Origin of the sequence: Microbacterium aurum, from assembly GCF_016907815.1 — a bacterium.
GTDB classification, from domain to species: Bacteria; Actinomycetota; Actinomycetes; order Actinomycetales; family Microbacteriaceae; genus Microbacterium; species Microbacterium aurum.
Map to the genome: position 1 here is coordinate 393,340 of NZ_JAFBCQ010000001.1, position 19,379 is coordinate 412,718.

Here is a 19,379-nt window from a genome sequence, read left to right on the forward strand (position 1 = left end):
TCCGGGATTCGGGGGCAACCTCACTCGAGAGGAGCGGCTAGTGAGTCGTGTCGTCGAGTGCGGACTGAATCTTGGCGACCATCTGGCTCAGGTCGTCGGGGTTGATCTGGTCGAGGGATGACCCGTCGCCGTAGACGCTGGCGGTGACGTTGACGAGGAGGTTGCCGTACGCGAAGCGCCGGACGACGGCGTACTGCGCGGCCGAACCCTCGCCGCTGCTGGCTTTGATGTCGCAGAAGGCTTCCTGGCAGTCGAAGGTGAGGCTGCGCTGCTTCATCGCCGCAGCCGCTGCCGTCGTGCACGTGGCGTCGCCAGCCGCGTCGACCAGCGCTTGCTGGGAGATGGTGGCGTCCTCGACGCTGGTGAAGGTGCGGGCTGCGGTGCGATAGCTGACGCTGACCTGTCCGTCGTAGCGTCCCGTCGAGACGCCAGTGATGCGGATGTCCTTTCGCGCGTCGGCAGCGACGGCGAGGGTGAAGGCGCCGGCGACGGGGATGCACTGCTCGGGGACGCCCGTGGCCGTGAAGTCCGGGACCGGTGTGAGGTCGGAAGCGATGTTGCCGTTGTAGATGAACGGGTCGCTCAGCATGGTCTCGAGGGAAGCGAAGGCCTGTTGGACCTGTGAGTCGGTGAACATCGCGGCACTGGCGTTGGCAGCTTTCGGCGCGCTACCCGGAAGCGCGGAGCAGCCGGCGGCCCCGAAGACGACTGACGCCGTCACCACACCCACGCCGACGACGAGCCCGACGCGTCGAAGGATCCTGCGTGATTCGCTCGAACGCGGCTGGGAGGTGACAGAGCGACGGACTCTGGTGGTCTGGATCATGGATCTCTCTCGATGTGGGGAGGTCATCGCGGCGCGGCGGGCTCGCCACCCGCTAATCAGCGAATGGTGAGCCCGCACCGCATGGAAGGGCTCAGCGGGTGGCAGCACGCCGCGTGCGCCGAGCGAACAGCACCGACAGGGTGCCGAGAAGGAGCAGCCCTGCGGATCCCGCAGCCACCGCGCCGGTCGCAGCGCTGTTCAGACCGGTGTCGGGCAGGCGCTTAGTCGTCGTGCTGGACGCAAGAGACGTCGTAGTGCTCGTCGACGGGTCCGTGCCGCTTCCTGCGCCAATGCTGGTCCCGCTGCCCGTCCCGCCCGTGCTGCCCGTGCCGCTGTTGTCGACGGCGCACGGAATGCTGACCGGGTACGGGGTCCCGCTGACCGTGTCTTGCCCCTGAATGGCGAGGAAGAAGGTCGCCGCGCCGCACCGGTAGGCGAAGGAGCCTGTCTGGGTGCCGGAGCCGTCGAAGTGGACGGTCGTCACCGGAGCGTCCGTGATGGCGATGACGACGTCGCCCGCGCCTTCGGTGCCGGCGTCGTAGGTGATCGTGTACTGCACGGTCGGGACGTTGTTGACCAGCGTGGCGCTGAACGTCGCGGTGGCGGTCGCGGGGGTGACCGTCGGAGTGGTGTCGCAGCGCTTGATCGTGAAGAAGCCCGAGATGACGGCAGTCTCTTTCGGGTCCGCGGTGCTGTTGAGGTTGGTCACGGTGTAGCTGTAGGTATGCGTGCCGGCGGGGTAATAGAGGAGGGTGTCCCCGGGGTCGAGGTGACCGTCGATCGTGACGTTGCTGGCCGACTCTCCTTCAGCGACCGAGCCGCTCACGATGTAGACGTAGGAGAGGTCGTCGCCTTTGCCGTTCCCGGGTAGCTCGCAGTCGTGGGCGGGGTCGTCGTAGATCGGGCCGTAGACCAGGTTGGTCTTCGGCACCCACGGCTCATCTGCAGCGGACGCCGCCGTCGCGAGCGTCGCTGCGGACAGAACCGACAGCGCGGCCACCGCTGCGGCGGCGCCGATGCGGCGAAGGCTTCGGGAACGGGTGACGGAATATGGGCGGGACATGGATGGACTCCCCAGAGGTTTCGGTGCATGGCCGGCACTCACCGTGATCGCGAGGGGGCGTGTCCCAGTGGAGCCGATTGGTCTTGCTACTTATCAGTAGCACATAGCACGCCTCAATGCGACTTATAAGTATGTAGACCAATAGGTAGCACCCTGGTGGCCTGGATGGGTGGAAGGTGACCTACAGCGCACGCTCGGCCGCAACCTCCGCGCGCACCGCCAAAAGCTGGGTCTCAGCCAGGAACAGTTCGCCGAACGCCTCGGCTACCACCGCACCTACGTCGGCGGCATCGAGCAGGGCCTTCGCAACCTCAGCCTCCGCTCACTCGAGCGGCTGGCACTGGATCTCAACATCGATCCGCTTGAGCTTCTGCGTGAGGCCTCACCAGCGACCGAGTAGGCACACGCGGCGGCGGTCCGTGCTCAGCGAACTTCGTCGAGGATCTCCCCCAGCGCCGCGTGAAGCCGAACTGCGCTTTCTAGAGTCACCTCGATGAACTGACGCTCTCCGACGACGGCAACCCACGCTTGCGAAATCTGACCGACAGGCTGCAACGCAACGACGGCCATCTCATCAGGTTCGACCGCGCGGTCTGACGAGGCGCTGACATCCTCGACTGTCACACGCTTCGGTACGACGACGGGGACGAGGATCTGTCGGCTCTGATGAAACCGATCGTCGGGGTAGCTCTGGTCCTGGTGGTCCGCCCGGCACCACGCTGGGCATGGCTCGGTGAGCCAGGACAGACGTTCTCTTGGCACGCCGCGACGCTCCTCTCGATCTCAGTGCACGGACTGGGCGGAAGCCAGTAAGCCTCATATCCGCGAAGTTGTCGAGGGATTAGATGACACCGGTTTCCTGAATGCGCCGTAACAAATTGAGAGCCGCGATACACGACTGCTCGGGACTGGACGCTCGTCGCGAGGTGGTACCCGCGACGTGTCGTTGTAGCCTGACGGCCGGCGATGGCTCGAGGGGGTTGGTGTGAAGCTGAAGCTGGTTGTGGAGTCGCCGGAGGCGGCTCCACGCGATGTGGTGGTCACGTGTGATGCGACGGCGACGGTGGGTGATGTGGCTCGTCGTCTGGCGGGTGCGGCGCGGTCGACGCCGCTCACCCTGTGGGTCGATGCGGGAGAGGGAGCGGCGCCACGGGTGGTGAATCCGCTGCTGTCGATCCACGAGTCGGGGGTGCGGTCGGGCGCCCGGGTGGCCGTAGCGGAGCCGGTGGCGGAGATAGTCACCGGCGATGATGCGCGCGCTCGTGTGACGGTGGTGGAGGGTCCCGATGAGGGGGCGGTGTTCCTGCTGGGTGAGGGTGTGAACTTCATCGGTCGTGACCCGGCGGTGCAGGTGCGGTTGCAGGATGGTTTGGTGTCGCGTCGGCATGCGAGCGTGACGGTCAGCGGCGAGTCGGCGGTCGTCGACGATCTGAACTCGGCGAACGGCATCGAGGTCAACGGGGCGCGTGCTGAGCGGGCCGTGTTGACGCCGCGCGATCGGCTGGTGATCGGCGACTCGAAACTGCGCGTCGAGGTGTTGCCGTCTCGGGGTGTGGCGGCAAGCATGGTGTCGTCGTTCTCGCGGTCGCCGCGGGTGGTCGAGCCGTGGTTGGGGGGTGAGGTCGCCGCGCCCGCGCTGCCCCGGGCGGGTGAGCGGCCCCGCTTGGCGTGGATCGCGGTGGTCGCGCCGATCGTGGCGGGCGCGGTGTTGTTCGCGTTGACGCGCAATGCGCTGATGCTGGTGTTCATCGCACTGAGTCCGGTGCTGATGCTCGCGTCGTGGTGGGACCAGCGGGTGCGGCAGAAGCGACAGTCGCGTGAGGAGCAGAAGCGCTTCGCCGACGGGTTGGAGAGCCTGCGCGCTGAGCTCGCCGACGGCATAGTCAGGGAGCGGGAGCATCGACTCCGTGAGGCTCCCTCCACGCGAGAAGCGTTGACCGCGGTGGCGGAGCGCTCCTCGCTGGTGTGGACGCGGATGCCGGAGCACGCGGCGTTCCTGTCGGTGAGACTGGGTCTGGGCGAGCTGCCGTCCCGCACCCGGGTGCAGTTACCGGCGCGCGATCTCGGTGCGACCGCGGAGTGGGAACGGCTGCGCTCGCTGGTGGATGAGCACGCCCGGCTCGACGGCGTGCCCGTCGTGGAGCGGTTCGCGGATGCCGGCGCGATCGGCATCGCGGCCGAAGACGCGGCGGCGGCGGGGATCGCGCGTGCTCTGCTGTTGCAGGTGACGGCGCTGCACTCCCCGGCCGATGTCGCGGTGTGTGCGCTGGCGATGGGTGCGGCGGCCGACGAGTGGTCGTGGATGAAATGGCTGCCGCACGTGGACTCGCCGCACACGCCGGTGTCGACGCCACTGGCCTCCGACGTGCCGGCGGCATCGCGGCTGCTCGCCGAACTGGAGGAGCTGGTCGCGAAACGCGCCGAGGGTCGCGGTGGGGTGCGCCGGGTGCGGTCGCATCTGCAGGGTGCGACGCCCGGCGCGGTGGACGTGTGGGAGCCGGTGCAGAGCGACCCGGTCACCCCGGCGGTGGTGCTGTTCGTCGCCGACGCGGCGGGCGTGGACCGGGGACGGTTGGTGCAGCTCGCCGAGGACGGCCCGGATGTGGGCGTGTACACGATTTGGCTTGAACGGCATCCGCAGGAGCTTCCGGTGGTGTGCCGGACGTTCGTGTCGTACGAGTACGGCGCGCCGACCGCGTCATTCGTGCGGCACGGTTCCACCGTGGCGCTCGAGGCCGTCGAGACGGTCGATCGTGAGCGCGCGGTGGCCGCGGCCCGGTCGCTGGCGCCGCTGGAAGACGACGGGGCGCCGGTGCTCGACGAGTCGGACCTGCCGCGCGCCGTGCGCCTGGTGGACCTGTTCGAGGACGACATCGCCAGTGACCCCGACGCGGTGCGGGGACGTTGGGTGCGTTCCGACTCGCTGACGGCGAGGTGGATGCCGGGGGATGCGAACCGTGAGCCGGCGGGGCTGACCGCCCTGGTCGGGCAGGGCGCCGCGGGACCGTTGCGCATCGATCTCCGCCGCGACGGGCCGCACGCGCTGGTCGGCGGGACGAGCGGGGCGGGTAAGAGCGAGTTCCTCCAGACCTGGATCCTCGGCATGGCGGTCGAGCAGTCCCCCGACCGGTTGACGTTCCTCCTGGTGGACTACAAGGGCGGGTCGGCGTTCGGTGACTGCGTGAGCCTGCCGCACACGGTCGGCCTGGTCACCGACCTCACCCCGCACCTCGTGGCCCGCGCGCTAACGAGCTTGCGCGCGGAGTTGAAGCGCCGCGAGGAGCTGTTCGCGGAGAAGGGCGCGAAGGATCTCGCGACGCTGGAGGAGCGCGGCGATCCGGACGCGCCGCCCGCGCTGGTGATCGTGATCGACGAGTTCGCGGCACTGGTGACGGAGGTTCCCGAGTTCGTCGACGGAGTGATCGACATCGCGCAGCGCGGGCGCTCGCTCGGTTTGCATCTGATCATGGCCACGCAGCGGCCGGCCGGTGTCATCAAGGAGTCTCTGCGCGCGAACACGAACCTCCGCGTCGCGCTGCGCGTTGCCGATGAGGCCGATTCGACGGACGTGCTCGGAACACCGCGCGCCGCCTGGTTCGACGCCGATACCCCGGGACGTGCGGCGGCGAAGCTGGGCGCCGGTCGTGTGCGCGACTTCCAGACCGCCTATGTCGGCGGGCGGGCATCGGCCGTGACGCCCGATGCGGCCATCCACGTGCGTGACCTGCCGTTCGCCCCCGGTCAGTCCTGGAGCGACCCCGCCCCGCGGCGGCACCGCTCCGGGCCGCGCGACATCGAACGCATCACCGAGACGATCCGTGCCGCCGCAGCCGATCTCGCTCTGGCCGCGCCGCGCCGGCCGTGGCTCGACCCGCTGCCCGCGACGCTGGCGCTCGGAGAGCTCACCCAGACCGCGGGCGCGGTGGTCATCGGCATCCAGGACGAACCGGCGCGTCAGCGCCAGAGCCCGTTCGGGTGGGAGTGGGATGCCGCCGGCAGCGTGGCCGTGTTCGGCGGCGGCGGCACCGGTAAGACGACGCTGCTGCGCACGGTGGCCGTCGCTGCGGCGTCGGGACCCGAGCCGGTATGGATCTACGCCGTCGATACGGCGGGTGGTCTGGCGATGCTGCGGGAGTTGCCGCACGTCGGCGCCGTGATCGGCGCAGGCGACAGCGAGCGAGTCAACCGTCTGCTCAGCTGGCTGAGTGAGGAGGCGCAGACCCGTGCGCGCCGGTTCGCCGACACGGACGCCGCGACCCTCACCGACTACAACCGGCAGGCGGCGACACCGCTGCCGCGGATCGTGCTGCTCATCGACGGGATGGCGGCGTTTCGGGCCGAGTACGAGTTCACCGATTCGGGTCGACTCTTCGACACGTTCGCGCAACTGCTCAGCTCGGGACGCCAGGTCGGCATCCACGTGGTCGTCACGGCCGAACGGTACGCGGCGCTGCCGCAGTCGATCCTCGCGTCCGTCCCGGAGAGGGTCGTGCTGCGGATGCCGTCGGCCGCCGAAGCCGACATCGCGGGCCTTCCCCGCGACCTCCTCGACGACGCCGAGCCCGGGCGCGCCTACGCGCACGGCCTCGAAGTGCAGATCGCGCTGCCGGCGGGTACCGCGGAGCTCGCCACGCAGGCTGCGGCGCTGCGAGCAGTGCCGGCTCCGTCGCTGCCGGCTCCGGCCGTGCGCCGGCTGGAGGAGCACATCGCGTGGTCGTCGCTTCCTGCGACCGTGGGCGCAGCGCCGACCTATGGTGTCGCCGACGACACGCTGGATGCCGTCGCGATCCCCGACGGTCTGTTCGTCGTGACGGGGCCGTTCGGTTCCGGCCGCACGACAGCGATGCGCACGATCGCCCATGCCACGCACGTCGCCTTCCCGCACCTGCCCGCGTACCTGATCTCCGGTCGTGCCGGCGAACTCGGTGATGCGCTGCCGTGGACCGAGTCGGCCGTCGACCCCGATGCCGCCGGCCTTCTCGCGGGCACGCTGACGGCCTTGCTGGGTCGGGCGGACGCGGAACCGATCTTCGTGGTCATCGAGGGAAGTGGTGACTTCGAGGGCACTCCCGCCGAGTCCGCCGTCGCGCAGCTCATGAAGGCCGCTCGCCGGAGCCCGCGGACGCGGATGCTGGTGGAGACCGACACGGTCACCGCGGGATCGGCGTGGCAGATCTTCAGCGAGTTGAAGACTGCCCGCGCCGGTATCGTGCTGCAGCCCGAAGAGGCCGACGGGGCGAGTATCTTCCGTGTGCAGTTCCCGCGCTCGACGCGGGCGGATTTCCCGGTCGGGCGGGGTTTCGCGGTGACGGCGGGGCGTGTGCGGCGGGTTCAGGTGGCGATCGTGTCCCCCGAAAAGGGGACATGATCCGGCCATTTCGTCACGAAACCCCGTCATAAAGTGGAAGACGGAACGTCTCATCACATGAGACACACCTTCGCGCGAAGCGAGGGGCAGCAACAACAGAGGGGGAACTCTGATGGCCAACATGAACGTCACCTACGGTGAAATGACCTCGCGCGCCGATCAGCTCATCGCCGGCCGCGACGAGATCAACACGACCCTGCAGCGACTCCAGTCGCAGATCAACGCGCTCGTCGCGCAGGGCTTCGTCACCGACCGTTCCTCGGGTGCCTACCAGGAGGCGTACAACCGGTTCACGTCGGGGGCGACGAACACGATCGGTGGCCTTGAGGATCTCGCCGCGTTCCTGCGCACCACGGCGCAGACCCTCCAAGAGGTCGACACGCAGATCGCGTCCCGCATCGGCCGCTGACACCCGGAGTCATCATGCAGGGCAACCTGATAGCGGACTACGCCGCTGTCGGCACGGTTGCGACCCACATCAACACCGCCGCGTCACGCTTCGACGGGTTGACCGAAATCCGGGACGCATCCTGGACGGGTTCCGCCGCCGTGGCCGGCGCGGTCGTCGAGTCGAGCCGCTTGCGCGCAGCGCGGGTGCGTGTCATATCCGATGCGCTCCTCTTGCGGGCCAACGGGGTACGCAACGCGGTGTCAGCGATGATCGACGCCGACACGGCCGCCGCGAACGCCGTGGGGGCGCGATGAGCGCGCAGTGGTCCGAGGCCGACCCGGGCGCAGGGAGCCCTGCGGACATTCGAGCGGGCGCGGGCATGAACTCGACCGTCGCCTCACGAGCTGCCGATGCGCTCGGAGACCTCAGCGCTGCGGGCGCCGCGCGAGAGCAGGGATGGCAGGCGACCGCATCCACCGCTCTCGCGTCCGGCCTCACCTCCGGGTCCGCTGAGCTACAGCAGATCACCGAGCAGGCCACGGCAGACGCGAACGCGCTGTCCGCGTATGCCACACAGGTCGAGTCGATCAAGATGCGGCAGACGAGCATCACCAGCCAGATCGACCAAGCGACCTCCCGGATGCGCGTCCTGCGCCGCGACCTCGAACTGTGGGACGACCCGGACCTCATCGAACGCTCCGAGTCCCGTATCGCCGACACGCAATGGCGTCTACGAGGACTGAACACTCAGCTCGATCAGCTCGCCAATGAACGCGCCGCCGCCGACAACGCCGCCCTCATCGCCCTTGGTGGCATCACATCTCGCGGAACGCTCGCCGCCTGGTCGACCCCCGGCGCGCCCGCAAGCGTGACTCTCGGACAGCTCGCCGGCATGAGTGAGACCGACATCGCCACCCTCCTCGCCGCACACCCCGAACTCATCGACAAGCTCCTCACCGCACAGACCCCCGCACAGACCGCAGCATGGTGGCAGAGCCTCACCCTCGACCAGCAGCACGCCCTCGTCCTCGGCGGATCCACGCTCATCGGCGCACTCGACGGGCTCCCGCCAGCAATCCGTGTCGCCGCGAACCGCATCAACGCGGCGAATCAACTGCCAGACCTGGAACGACGTCAGTTCACCGCTGACTTCGACCACCTTGTGACCGTTAACACAAACTTCGTCGACCCACACTTGGTCAACTACCTCCGCCGCGTAGCCGACGGAGACGTGCAGCTCTACCTCTGGCGCCCCGAGAAGGGCGCAATCATCGAAATGGCCGGGGACCCACGCACCGCGAAGTCCGCACTGTTCGTGGTGCCCGGCACGAACGCGAGCATAAGCGAGTTCACCAGCGACAACCCCACAACCCGCTTCGCAAGCTGGCAGGTTGAGAAATCGGCGAGCCACAGTGTTCTCGCGTTCACCGTGTTGACGGGGCCAATGCCCTACCTCACTCCGGCCCCCGTGGACTTCTGGTCCAACGGGCCACAGAACAACGCCTTCGCTTCCGCGCGCGCCCCAGAGCTTGCCGCGTTTGAGCGGGGCATCTTCGCCGCCATACCAGCCGTTCCCACCGTGAGTTACGAGCACTCGTACGCCACGGCCGTAGGGTCTGCCGCGGAGGCATATGGTGGCACACCGACCGCTCGGGTGCTTGCGGGAGGCGTCGGCGCGATGTACGGATACGAACCCGCGGACAATGTCACCCGCTACGCTATCCAGGCGCCAAACGATGTGAACCGCATCTACGCTGGTCAACAAGCATGGGAAGTAGGATTTGGAGTCGCCCCGGAGTCAATCCGCGGCATAAACATCCTCGATTCAGGCATGAGTGGACTACCAATAAACCCCACAATCGCTCAGCTCGAGACCGCTGTTGCTGGCCCCCTCGCCGTTGCAGTCCAAGTGCCCGCGGGCGTGGAAAGTCACATCAACCTCATGAGCGATGATGAAAGCGTCAACGGCACTTCACTCCGAAACGTTCGTCAGATATTGAGTGAGCTGGGGTCCAGGCGTTGAGCAAGACAAGTTTGAAGATCGCTTCACTCGCGATCGCAGTGCTGGCAGTTGGAGGGTGTTCGACAGTGACCGTAACTCGGTCTTACGACGAGGTCCGCGACGACACCCTGTCTGCCGTGGGTGAGATCATCGCCACTTTCCCGAGCGATGCGGTCGTTGTCCAACGCCCAGACGGCGAGCCGTATGCCTGCAAGACGGGCGACTCTTCCAACGCAGGCTACATGTACACCGGCCAGTGGGACATCACATTCCGCGAATCCACTGATATCGCGAAGCTTATCGAAGCTCTTCCAGCGAGCGCGGGAGCTCAATGGGCGGTGACGAAAGGATCTCTTCCCCGTTCCGCAACGTACGTCGACGTCACAGACTCCGAAAAGCATGTGGGCGCTTCAGTGACCGATGCGTCGGATCCAGCCTCAGGTCCACGGATCAATATCCTGGCAACCTCTGCATGCGGGAAGAAGTCGTCGGACTAAGATCGCCGGTCTTATTGGGGCTCGCAAGACCACCTTCTACTGCGAGGTGGCCCGCTGCGATCAGGCGAACATTGCTTGCTCCACTCCGGAGTATGAGTCATCGTGAGCTCACTCGAATTTGCCGCACTCTGGAGAGACGAAGTAGCGCTCGCGTGTCGCGCGTTTCCACCTTGGCCGCGACATCGCAGTCGCTCAAAAAAGCGTCAACGAGCGCGTGACTTAGCAGATGACCCCGCCTATCTGAGACCCGGCATAACCTCCTGAAGAGCCCCTCAGCCCGATCAGGCTTTGATTCAATTGTCAAGCGTGCTACTACTTCCGACATATCTCCTGCATGTGTGACTACAGTGGCTACGAAACAGGTGGACCCGACTACCTATCACCGAACTAACTCTGAGAGAAGCACCCCTCATGGCACAGAAAGTCATCGTCGAACTTGTTGACGATCTCGACGGTACCCCCATCAAGGACGGCAAGGGCGGGACGGTGAGTTTCGCGCTGGGCAAGAAGTCCTATGACATCGACCTTTCCGACGCGAACCTCGCCAAGCTCGAGAAGGCCCTCGCGCCGTTCATCGACGCCGCACGCCCTTCCTCCAGCGCACCCGCCGCTGGTGCGCGTCGTGGCACTTCACGTTCGGCCCGCAAGGCTTCAGGTGTCGATCTCGCGGCCGTTCGCGAGTGGGCACGCGCCAATGGCCACACGGTCAGCGAGCGTGGACGTGTTCCCGCCGCGGTGCTTGAGGCGTACGCCGCCGCGCAGTAATCAGCACGGGCTGCACCGACGGCGAAAGGGCCGATGTGCAAGAAGTGAAAAGCGGTGGGCGCTGGCAGAGAATGACTTCTCGCCGGCGCCCACCGCTGTGCGGAGGTGGCTACTCGCTCTGACTGTCACTGGTGGGAGTGACGCGGACCTGTAAACCGGGCGCGTACTCCTGAAGCAACGTGGCCCAGATGATCGCTTCGAGATAGTCCTCGTGCACATCCGGCTCGGATCGCCACCGCTTGCTATCCGGCTCGCGGGTACTGACGTTGCATTCTCCGGCGCCGAGGAGCAGCTTCGAGACCGCAGGTGAAAGGTCGGTGCTATGGCCGGCGGAGTTCACTCCCCCGACCAGTACCGCATTGCCGTCAAGTTGAGCGTGGCCACGGCTCGCGGGCACATGAAACCACCAGAGGAACGTCGCACGTCGGTTGAATGGCAGTGCACGAAGCAGTCCTTCCTCGTTGACGTACATTGTCGCGTCGATGCTCGGGATGTCGACCGCTTCGATCCAGCCGCCGACCACGCGCTGGTAGTCCTCGAGCTTCGCGAACTCAACGCCGACCAATGGCTCCGAGTCGGATGCCGGGATGATGATGCCGTGCACCATGAGATGTCCTCCTTCACACATGCGGCCAGAGAGCGAGGAATGCTCTCTGTCTGAACCGCTGAATGCGAACGAGACGGTGTTATGAAGATGAAGAGTGGTGCGCGGGCGACCGGCGGGAGAGCAACGTCCGTAAGGACGGCTCTATCCCGACCGGTCGCCCGCAAGGTGGGCGTCAGCCGCTGACTGGTTTCGCGGACCGCGTGGTCTTCGTCGCCGGAGCGGCGTCGAAGATGGCGGCGATCGCGTCACGCTTGCCGGCAGCCTCGCGTTCGATCTCTTCACGAGCCGCCTCGGCCAGCCGCTGCAGAGCAGGATCTGCCTTGGCGAGCTCGATCCAGGCGTCGATAGCGAGGCGGACCTCGTCGGTGACATTGCGATCACGCAGTTGAGCGATGATGTCCAGCTGCGTACGGGTGGACTCGTTGAGTCTGACCGCGAGGGGTTTGATCGGGCCGTAGCCGAGTCCGTTGGCGGACGCAGCAGTGGCCGGTGGGGTGTTGACGTTGGACTCGCTCATGTGGGCGGGTCACCTCCTTGACGGGTGCGGCCGAGAACTCTTCTGGTTCTCTACGAGACCGCAGACCGGCAACGAGCATGGCTACCCTTCCAGTGAACGAGGATGACCACCGAACGACAACCGTCCGATGGGAGACCGGATGGCGACACTGCGCGCACAGAGCCGCCCTGGCATGTGCTTACAAGAAGCGGCGAAGAGGACTGGTCCTAGGACGAGTACGTCCGCGATGAATCGCTCTACACATCCTCCACGCCCCCTCGCCAGCGGTCGCCAGCGTCGCAACGAGAGATGTATCCTGAGCCCGGATCATTGGAGCGAAATGCGGGTCGACGTTACAGAGTTGCCGCTGCTGAACCGGATGGCGTACGACCGGGTCGCACAGCAGTATGAGACACGAGCTGTTAGCGACGCAATCAATGACGTTCCGATCGTCGCGGCTGTGATGAGCGCATGGCGTAGCCGTCATGAAGGTACGCCACGGTTGCTGGATGTCGGTTGCGGTGCGGGGGTAAACCTGAGAATGTTTGCCAACGAAGGTTGCGTGGTGACCGGCATTGACATATCGCCCGAGATGGTCACGATTGCCCAGGAGAACGCTCCGGCCGCGCAAGTGCTTGAGGGTGATGTCATGGAAATTGAGAGGCGCGAATCCTTTGACATCGTTTTTGCGAAGGCGTTTCTTCACCTGTACCCGAAGGTGGACGCCTTCAACGTTCTCAATCACCTAACTTCATTTCTCGTGAACGACGGAATCATCTATATCGCAACGACGGCCCACCAGACCCCTAGCGAAGGATTCGAGAACAAGTCCGATTATGAAGGCTCGCCTGCGCGATTCCGGAGCCGATGGACGCCGGGTGAATGGCATGAGCTAGCCAAGCAAGCAGGTTTGTCAATAGTTTGCGAATGGCGCAACACCGACCGACGTAACAATAAGAACTGGATGAACCTCATCTGCACTCGAGACTAGGAGACCTGTGATGCCCCCACGACTCACGGTGTCGCAACGGCGATTTACTCGTCGAGCACGCGGAATATTTCGCCGATACTGGGCGATGTTGGTGGCACTAGTCCTCTTAGCCGGAGCACTATGGGTTTTCGCCTGGCTCGTGTACGTCCAGCCCTGGAACAGTCCACCTGCAGGCAGTGGCGAAAGCTCACAGCCTGTTGGTGGCGCGCAAGGCTTCTACGCAGACCTTTTAGTTGGACTCACCGCGACAGCGATCTGGACCATAGTCGCCTTCCTCATTGCGGCGCGATATATACGGAATGTGGACGAGTACTCACGAGTCGACGATTTCCCTTGGAATCGCGAGATACGAACAGCGAGCCTCATTGAGGTGAGCGTTCACGGGTGGGACGGGCTCTTCACCGGACCTGACGAGAAAGACGCAGCGGGTAAACTGAAGGCCGGCTGGGCGGAATCGCCGCGAGCGAAAGCGTGGAAACAGTTCTTCGCAAATGATGGAACATTGACACTGATACTTCCCCGAATTCCTAACGGCGCACAAAGCTCCGAGATAAACGAGGTCTCCACCAGGAACCTGGAAGTAATAGCGCGGCGCACCGGTAAGGACCTCGCGAGTCAAGTGTCCGAAATCGAGGCAACCATCAGCCTCGCCGAGAGTCTTCAGATTGAGGTCGACAAAGGTCGCGTCAATCACCATTACGTGACCGACCTCAGATGGATTTGCTCCGCGCGCTTCGACGACAACCTGATTTTGCTCTCCACCTACACAACTCAGCGCCGAAAACCCGCGACGATTGGGGGCAAACGAGTCGTTCAGACCGTGAGTGGCGAGTTCCGAGGCCCGGCGTTTTCGATGGACCCCATGATCTACAGCTCGGTTCAAGAGTGGATTCACGTCCTTCATCGCCGCGATGTTGAAGAACCAAATTTAGGAATCACGAAAGCCGAGCAGGAATAATGACGGCGACCAGGATCGGCATAGTCGGATTCGGTGAGCATGTCCGGGAGGCTTTAATTCCGGCCTTGGCGGGAACTCAGGCGTCAGTAGTTCGGGTGGGTTGCGATCCCGAGAATCGAAGCGCCCTAGAAGCTGCGCAAAGCATACGCATCGTTGATACCTATCGCGACGTAGTACACGCCGGGGACGTGGATGCGGTGATCGTCGCCGCTACCCCTCAGCTAAACTCATTGGTACTGGACGAATGCCTTGTTGCCGGCAAGCCTGTTTTCGTCGAAAAGCCTATGGCGGTCTCGGTAGAAGACTCCCAACGGTTCCGCGACGCCACTCGTAACGGTCATATTGTAGGCGTCGGGCACAATTTCAGCTTTAGTCCGGCGATCATGCAATTGAAGCGGTGGGCAGATGGATCCACATTCGGTGATTTCACGATCGGCTCCCTCTCGTTTCACGCAAGCAAGCCCAACGGTGCAAGGTGGGGCCTAGTGGGCGACCGATACTCTTTTCTTCTCTCGCATGCAACGCACGCGCTCGACATTGCAACTCTTATTCTTGGAGCAGAAACTCGGATTGAGCACGCCAATATGCACACCTTGGGCAATGGAAATCATGCTCTCGTCGCTACACTAGGCGGGTCAGGAGGGGTACTCAATCTGCACGTAACCAATGCCGCTCCGAGATTTTCACTAGATATCTCGCTCGTTGGATCCGAAAGGAAGCGAGTCTCCTCGCGAGGACTGAGATATGTCGACTATGAAGAGGAATCGAGCGGAGACCGCTACCAGTCAGTCTGGCGCCCCTCCACCCTTCATGACGACTGGGATCTAGGCGGCTATGTGAATGAGCTGACGGTCTTTCTGCAGTCCGTGGAGAGCGGAGTAGCGAGCAACGAGCTCGCCGCATCGGTGGATCGCGCTTTGATGGGACTAGAGCTAATTGATCAAATTTCAAAGCAAAGCGGCGTGAATATTGCTTGACTTTAGAAGCGATTAGTAGTAGAAGTGAGTGAGGGTTGATGTTACGTCTTTGTCGACGTTGACTCCCCAGGGCTTGTGGATGCCAGTTGTCGCGAGGCATCTCGTCTAGCCAACGCGTCCCCGTTTCCGGTCCCGCCGCAAGCAGCTTGTGGGGTTCTTCATCTTCGTCTGCGAAGTGAGGGGCCCTGCAAGGTGCAGGAAGGTGCGCTGCACTGTGAATGGGAAGGACGGGACAATGCACGCAGATCAGGTGTGCTTGAATTTCTTCGCTCCGGACGAGAACGTTGAGCTTGGCCTAAGCGTCACACTCGCTGGGGGGCAACGGGTGCTGCTAAGACAAGGCGAGTCCGGTCAGCGACTTGAAGTGGATATCGCCTTCCTTTCGGCTCGAATGAGGTCACTACTGCTGAGGTCGACCGTGGAGGCGTACTGGCTAAGCACCGCAGATCATCGACGCGCAGTCGAAGGCGAGATGCAACTGTCGCGAATACGGCGGTGGAGAATGAGCACACGGACGTTTAACGGGCTTCTGCTCGGACATTTAAGAGAAAGCATGGTGGCGTGGGTCCCGATCTGGGATCCCCGCGTTAGTCTTGCCGATAACGTCCGATACCGGATTTATCTGGGAGGTCCGTTCCGGGTAAGAATCAGGATTCATCACGACTATGCTCGCGATTACCACCTCGCGGACATCGTCAAGTTGGAGATCTGTCCCTTACCGCTCACGATCGCAACAGAACTGCCGCCGAGACTTTAGGCGAGCGGGCCTGTCCCCTCGACCGGGTCGCCCCTACGGGCGACCCGGTTTCAATTTGGTGATGACGCGCAGGTGACTCGCGCCGCAACTCGCATCATTCCGGAAGCGCTCGATGCTTTGAAGGCACAAGTCGTAGAACCAGCTTGTTACCAAGCGACTCGCTCGTCACATCGGCGCTGGTTCCTTGCCAACGCACGTTGAACTTGGGCCAGAGCTCTCCACGCCAGACAATCACAAGTGACGTCTCGACAGCGTCGTCTGGCACGGATATGGACTCGGCAGTGTGCGCGAACTGCCATACTTCCTGATCATTCACAGTCCACTGAAGTGGGAGCTCGTCTTGCAAGTCCCCTCGAAGGGCGGTGATGAGGACTGGCCGCATCTGAATCACCTGCAGTCGGCCAGACGCGAGATGCAGCTCCCACTTGCCCTGACCGCGAACCGCGATGACCGTGAGGCTGGGCACAGTTTCGGTGGGCCAGTTGCTCGCGATCAGCCGCGCGAGTAGTCGCACACCTCGGTCTGAGTAGCGCCGCACTTGACGTTGCTCCATACCGATATCCGCACCGAACGCATCGAGCCGCTTGAGATGCGTGTCTCCCTCGGCGAGCAGACCAAGCGAGGCCGCTGCCGCTTTGACGGCAAGGCCAAGATCTGAGTCAAGGATCTCGTGACACAGACGCGTATAGGCGACAAACGGATCCCCACCGCCGAGAAGGTCACAAATCACTCGGGTGCCCGCGAGCGCATCAACGGTGACACCCGAACTCATCTTCCTGAGCGCGAGTAGCTCGGCGAGCACGCGATCCTTTAGCGTCTCAGCTTCCATCAGCGGGTGTCACTTTCTTGTCACGACCGTGAACATCGCCCTCCGATTCGATGATTCCAGAGATCCGACCGGATCTCTGAACCACGAACGGAGGATCATCATGACCACCACTGAGCTGCTCCCATCCGGGAGCTTGACGGGTCCCACGCGACTGGGGTCGATGTCGCTGGGTATCCAGCGGCAGACGCGCCGTGAGGTCGAGCAGATCCAGCGACGTGCGGTTGTCGCGAAGCTCACCGAGGACGGGCGCGCGCTACTCAGCAACGTCGCGTTGGAGCACATCGGTGCACTGACGGCGATGGAGCAGCATCTCATCACGATCGCCCCGCTCGGGGAGGCCCGCTATCGGGAGATCGTGGACAGCTACACGCTCGGCGCGGCCGCAGCGATCCGGCGGTGGCACTGACATGGCCGCGCTCGCACTCCTCTCCCTGCCGATCCTGCTGGTCGGCTGGATCATCAAAGGCGTCACGTACGCCGCGGGATGGCTCATGAACCTGTATGAGCGTTACCGGGCCCGTAAGCGTGCCGCGATCGAGGCGGAGCTCGACCGGACGCAGGCGGAGCTGCGCGGCACCATCCTGGGCCTCGCCGATGCGCTCGGGATGGAAGCCCACGAGGCCCGTAAGGCGCTCATCCGCGAGTCCTACCGCGCTTCGGGCCAACTTCCGGACGCCTGAGCTCAGGCCGGCCGGGGCGGTGCACACCAGCACCGCGACTGCAGCGCACCGCCCCGGCCCCTTCCCACTCCTTTTCTTCCTCTTCTGCCTGGAGGCATCCATGTCTGCTGTCATCACTCGTGGCGCTCGTCGCCGCGTCACTCTCTCACGTCCACCTCTCCGCCCGGATACCGTCGCACCCACCCCACGGAGGCCGCGCATCGGGTCGCGGCCGGTGGGCACTCGCCCGCCGGTTCGGGTGGCGGATCTGTTCGCCGGTATCGGCGGGTTCCACCTCGCGTTCGAGCAGGCGGGTGGGGAGGTGGTGTTTGCGTCCGAGAACGACCGCCACGCCCGCACCACCTACGAGGCCAACTTCCGCTCCCGCACGCCGGGGTTGTTCGATACGAGCCAGTTCGCCGGCGACATCCGCACCGTCGACACGGCCGATGTCCCGGACGTCGATGTGGTGGCTGGCGGGTTCCCGTGTCAGCCGTTCTCCAACGCCGGTCTGCGGCGTGGGTTCGCCGATGCGCGGGGCACGTTGTTCTTCGACATCGCCCGCATCATCGACGCGAAGCAGCCGGGGGCGTTCGTGTTGGAGAACGTCCGTGGGCTCACGCACAAGGACCAGCGGCACTCCTTCACCCGCATCCAGCGGATCTTGACCCGTGACCTCGGCTACTCGTTCCACTGGAAGGTGCTGCGCGCGTCGGACTACGGCCTCCCCCAGGCGAGGCCTCGGGTCTACATGGTTGGGTTCCGTGATCCGTCGACGGAGTTCTCGTTCCCTGAGCCGGTGCCGCTCGAGTTCACCATGAGCGATCTGTTCGGCGGGAAGGTCGACCGCGTCATCGGGCGGACCTTGATGGCCTCCTGGCACCGCCGACCGCTCAGCGACCCGCACTGCTTCGACGGGTACCTCGTCGACGGCGAGCCCCGCTACCTGAGCATCGAGCAGATGTGTCGGCTGCAGGGCTTCCCGGACGGGTTCACCTTCCCGGTCTCTGAGGCGCAGGCACGTAAGCAGCTCGGAAACGCGGTCGCCGTGCCGGTCGCGGCGGCCGTTGCCCGCAGCGTCGTCGCCGCTCTGTCGAGCTGTGGATGAAGCCGTGTGATTTTTGCAACACCCACCGGACTTGTCCACACCCCACCTCAAGAAGCCTGCCGTCGCTGCCTGTGCCGTGCGCGATTGGACGGTTGCTGAAACCGGCCTGAGAGCGCATAACCAGGGAGGCAGCCCCGCACGACCGCGATATTCGTCAACCCAGCGGGCTAAGACCGCTGCGGGAAGGAGCACACACATGCACACCACCAACACCAACGTCCCCGAGATCCCAGAGAAGGACCCCGAGGGCTCACCACCGGACTGCATCCGCCGCTACCGGACAATCCTTGCCGACCCGCCCTGGCAGGCCGGCCAGAAGGGAAAGTACGGCGCCGCCACCCATTACGACCTCATGAGCCTCGAGCGCATCAAGGCGATGCCCGTCGCCGAGCTCGCCGACGACAATGCGCACCTCTACCTCTGGTGCTACCCGTCGACCCGGTATGTGGCGGAGGACGTCATGCGCGAGTGGGGGTTCGAGTTCAAGGACGAGTTCGTCTGGGGGAAAGACCAGATGGGCCTGGGCCAGTACTTCCGCCACGCTCACGAAACCCTCCTGCTCGGCGTGAAGGGGAAGCTCCCGGTCAAGTTCCGTGGGCAACGCTCCTTCACGATGCTGCCCCGCCAGTCTCACAGTCATAAGCCAGAGGAGGTCCATGTCATGATCGAGCGCCTCAGCCCCGGCCCGTACGTCGAGCTCTTTGCCCGCCGCCCCATGCAGGGGTGGGACATCTGGGGCAACGAAGTCGAATCCGACATCTCCATCCCCGGCTACCCCGTCCCCAGCGACGCGCTCCCGCCCCGCACGGCCGGTCCGCGTTCGGAGGTCGACCATGCCTGACCTGATCCAACTCCCCCTGATCCCTTCGGAGGTTCCTCATGTCCTCATCCGAGAAGACCGTCCTACAGCGGCTCGTGTCCGTCTGTGCGACCGTCGCGTTCGCCGCCTTCCTGCTGTGGCTCGCCGTGTGGCTGCTGCAGCAGATCTGGGGCTGGCTGCTCCTGATCCTGCTCATCGCCGCGATCGTGACGGTGGTCGTGATCGTGCTGCGCGGACGCCGCGACCGGTGGTTTCGGTAGGAGGC

At 64.6% G+C, this 19,379-nt stretch carries 21 protein-coding genes; 15 read left to right on the plus strand and 6 right to left on the minus strand.

Annotation, left to right across the window (positions count from 1 at the left end):
- Positions 1-37: 37 nt before the first annotated feature.
- Positions 38-637, minus strand: a complete 600-nt coding sequence (locus JOD60_RS01930) for a hypothetical protein (protein ID WP_157128018.1) — start codon at positions 635-637, stop codon at positions 38-40.
- A 280-nt stretch (positions 638-917) separates the two neighbouring features.
- Positions 918-1,889, minus strand: a complete 972-nt coding sequence (locus tag JOD60_RS01935) for an LPXTG cell wall anchor domain-containing protein (protein WP_157128019.1) — start codon at positions 1,887-1,889, stop codon at positions 918-920.
- Positions 1,890-2,058: 169 nt separating this feature from the next.
- Between JOD60_RS01935 and JOD60_RS01940 the strand changes: the two genes are divergently transcribed.
- Positions 2,059-2,289 (plus strand): helix-turn-helix domain-containing protein, encoded by a 231-nt coding sequence (locus JOD60_RS01940; RefSeq protein ID WP_076691971.1) that lies wholly within the window; start codon positions 2,059-2,061, stop codon positions 2,287-2,289.
- Between the two features lie 23 nt (positions 2,290-2,312).
- Here JOD60_RS01940 and JOD60_RS01945 read toward each other — a convergent pair whose 3' ends face one another.
- Positions 2,313-2,651 (minus strand): DUF6907 domain-containing protein, encoded by a 339-nt coding sequence (locus JOD60_RS01945; RefSeq protein WP_076691972.1) that lies wholly within the window; start codon positions 2,649-2,651, stop codon positions 2,313-2,315.
- A gap of 223 nt (positions 2,652-2,874) precedes the next feature.
- Between JOD60_RS01945 and JOD60_RS01950 the strand changes: the two genes are divergently transcribed.
- The 6 genes from JOD60_RS01950 to JOD60_RS01975 all read left to right on the plus strand — a co-directional run bounded on the left by JOD60_RS01950 (position 2,875) and on the right by JOD60_RS01975 (position 10,912).
- A complete protein-coding gene (locus JOD60_RS01950) occupies positions 2,875-7,257 on the plus strand; it encodes a type VII secretion EssC family protein (protein ID WP_076691973.1) in 4,383 nt (1,460 codons plus the stop codon).
- A gap of 112 nt (positions 7,258-7,369) precedes the next feature.
- Positions 7,370-7,666, plus strand: coding sequence for a WXG100 family type VII secretion target (locus JOD60_RS01955; RefSeq protein ID WP_039415117.1), 297 nt, complete (start codon positions 7,370-7,372; stop codon positions 7,664-7,666).
- A 14-nt stretch (positions 7,667-7,680) separates the two neighbouring features.
- Positions 7,681-7,962, plus strand: coding sequence for a hypothetical protein (locus JOD60_RS01960; protein ID WP_076691974.1), 282 nt, complete (start codon positions 7,681-7,683; stop codon positions 7,960-7,962).
- A gap of 65 nt (positions 7,963-8,027) precedes the next feature.
- Positions 8,028-9,671, plus strand: a complete 1,644-nt coding sequence (locus tag JOD60_RS01965) for a hypothetical protein (protein WP_157128020.1) — start codon at positions 8,028-8,030, stop codon at positions 9,669-9,671.
- A gap of 116 nt (positions 9,672-9,787) precedes the next feature.
- Positions 9,788-10,147, plus strand: a complete 360-nt coding sequence (locus JOD60_RS01970; RefSeq protein ID WP_157128021.1) for a hypothetical protein — start codon at positions 9,788-9,790, stop codon at positions 10,145-10,147.
- Between the two features lie 411 nt (positions 10,148-10,558).
- Complete coding sequence (locus tag JOD60_RS01975) at positions 10,559-10,912, plus strand: histone-like nucleoid-structuring protein Lsr2 (RefSeq protein WP_076691976.1); 354 nt, start codon at positions 10,559-10,561, stop codon at positions 10,910-10,912.
- A gap of 109 nt (positions 10,913-11,021) precedes the next feature.
- Here JOD60_RS01975 and JOD60_RS01980 read toward each other — a convergent pair whose 3' ends face one another.
- Together JOD60_RS01980 and JOD60_RS01985 are read right to left on the minus strand one after the other, a co-directional pair.
- Positions 11,022-11,519, minus strand: coding sequence for a DUF3846 domain-containing protein (locus tag JOD60_RS01980; protein ID WP_076691977.1), 498 nt, complete (start codon positions 11,517-11,519; stop codon positions 11,022-11,024).
- Between the two features lie 172 nt (positions 11,520-11,691).
- A complete protein-coding gene (locus tag JOD60_RS01985) occupies positions 11,692-12,036 on the minus strand; it encodes a ribbon-helix-helix domain-containing protein (protein WP_084202107.1) in 345 nt (114 codons plus the stop codon).
- Between the two features lie 319 nt (positions 12,037-12,355).
- Between JOD60_RS01985 and JOD60_RS01990 the strand changes: the two genes are divergently transcribed.
- From JOD60_RS01990 to JOD60_RS02000, 3 genes are all read left to right on the plus strand, one after another.
- Entirely contained in the window at positions 12,356-13,006 is a 651-nt protein-coding gene (locus JOD60_RS01990; protein ID WP_076691978.1) for a class I SAM-dependent methyltransferase, read from the plus strand.
- A 301-nt stretch (positions 13,007-13,307) separates the two neighbouring features.
- Positions 13,308-13,964 (plus strand): hypothetical protein, encoded by a 657-nt coding sequence (locus tag JOD60_RS01995; RefSeq protein WP_204981585.1) that lies wholly within the window; start codon positions 13,308-13,310, stop codon positions 13,962-13,964.
- Entirely contained in the window at positions 13,964-14,941 is a 978-nt protein-coding gene (locus JOD60_RS02000; protein ID WP_076691979.1) for a Gfo/Idh/MocA family protein, read from the plus strand. Before JOD60_RS01995 ends, JOD60_RS02000 begins: the two co-directional genes overlap by 1 nt.
- A gap of 851 nt (positions 14,942-15,792) precedes the next feature.
- On the opposite strand, the gene JOD60_RS02005 is transcribed toward JOD60_RS02000, so the two are convergent.
- Positions 15,793-16,527 (minus strand): hypothetical protein, encoded by a 735-nt coding sequence (locus tag JOD60_RS02005; protein ID WP_076691980.1) that lies wholly within the window; start codon positions 16,525-16,527, stop codon positions 15,793-15,795.
- A gap of 100 nt (positions 16,528-16,627) precedes the next feature.
- On the opposite strand from JOD60_RS02005, the gene JOD60_RS02010 reads away from it, so the two are divergent.
- The 5 genes from JOD60_RS02010 (at position 16,628) to JOD60_RS02030 (ending at position 19,374) form a co-directional block, all read left to right on the plus strand.
- The gene (locus tag JOD60_RS02010; protein WP_157128023.1) at positions 16,628-16,933 is read left to right on the plus strand and encodes a hypothetical protein; all 306 of its coding nucleotides are present in this window, start codon (positions 16,628-16,630) and stop codon (positions 16,931-16,933) included.
- 1 nt (position 16,934) lies between these two features.
- Entirely contained in the window at positions 16,935-17,207 is a 273-nt protein-coding gene (locus JOD60_RS02015; RefSeq protein WP_076691982.1) for a hypothetical protein, read from the plus strand.
- Positions 17,208-17,445: 238 nt separating this feature from the next.
- The gene (locus tag JOD60_RS02020) at positions 17,446-18,294 is read left to right on the plus strand and encodes a DNA cytosine methyltransferase (RefSeq protein WP_076691983.1); all 849 of its coding nucleotides are present in this window, start codon (positions 17,446-17,448) and stop codon (positions 18,292-18,294) included.
- Between the two features lie 196 nt (positions 18,295-18,490).
- The gene (locus JOD60_RS02025; protein ID WP_084202110.1) at positions 18,491-19,135 is read left to right on the plus strand and encodes an MT-A70 family methyltransferase; all 645 of its coding nucleotides are present in this window, start codon (positions 18,491-18,493) and stop codon (positions 19,133-19,135) included.
- 38 nt (positions 19,136-19,173) lie between these two features.
- Complete coding sequence (locus JOD60_RS02030) at positions 19,174-19,374, plus strand: hypothetical protein (RefSeq protein WP_076691984.1); 201 nt, start codon at positions 19,174-19,176, stop codon at positions 19,372-19,374.
- Positions 19,375-19,379 lie beyond the last annotated feature (5 nt).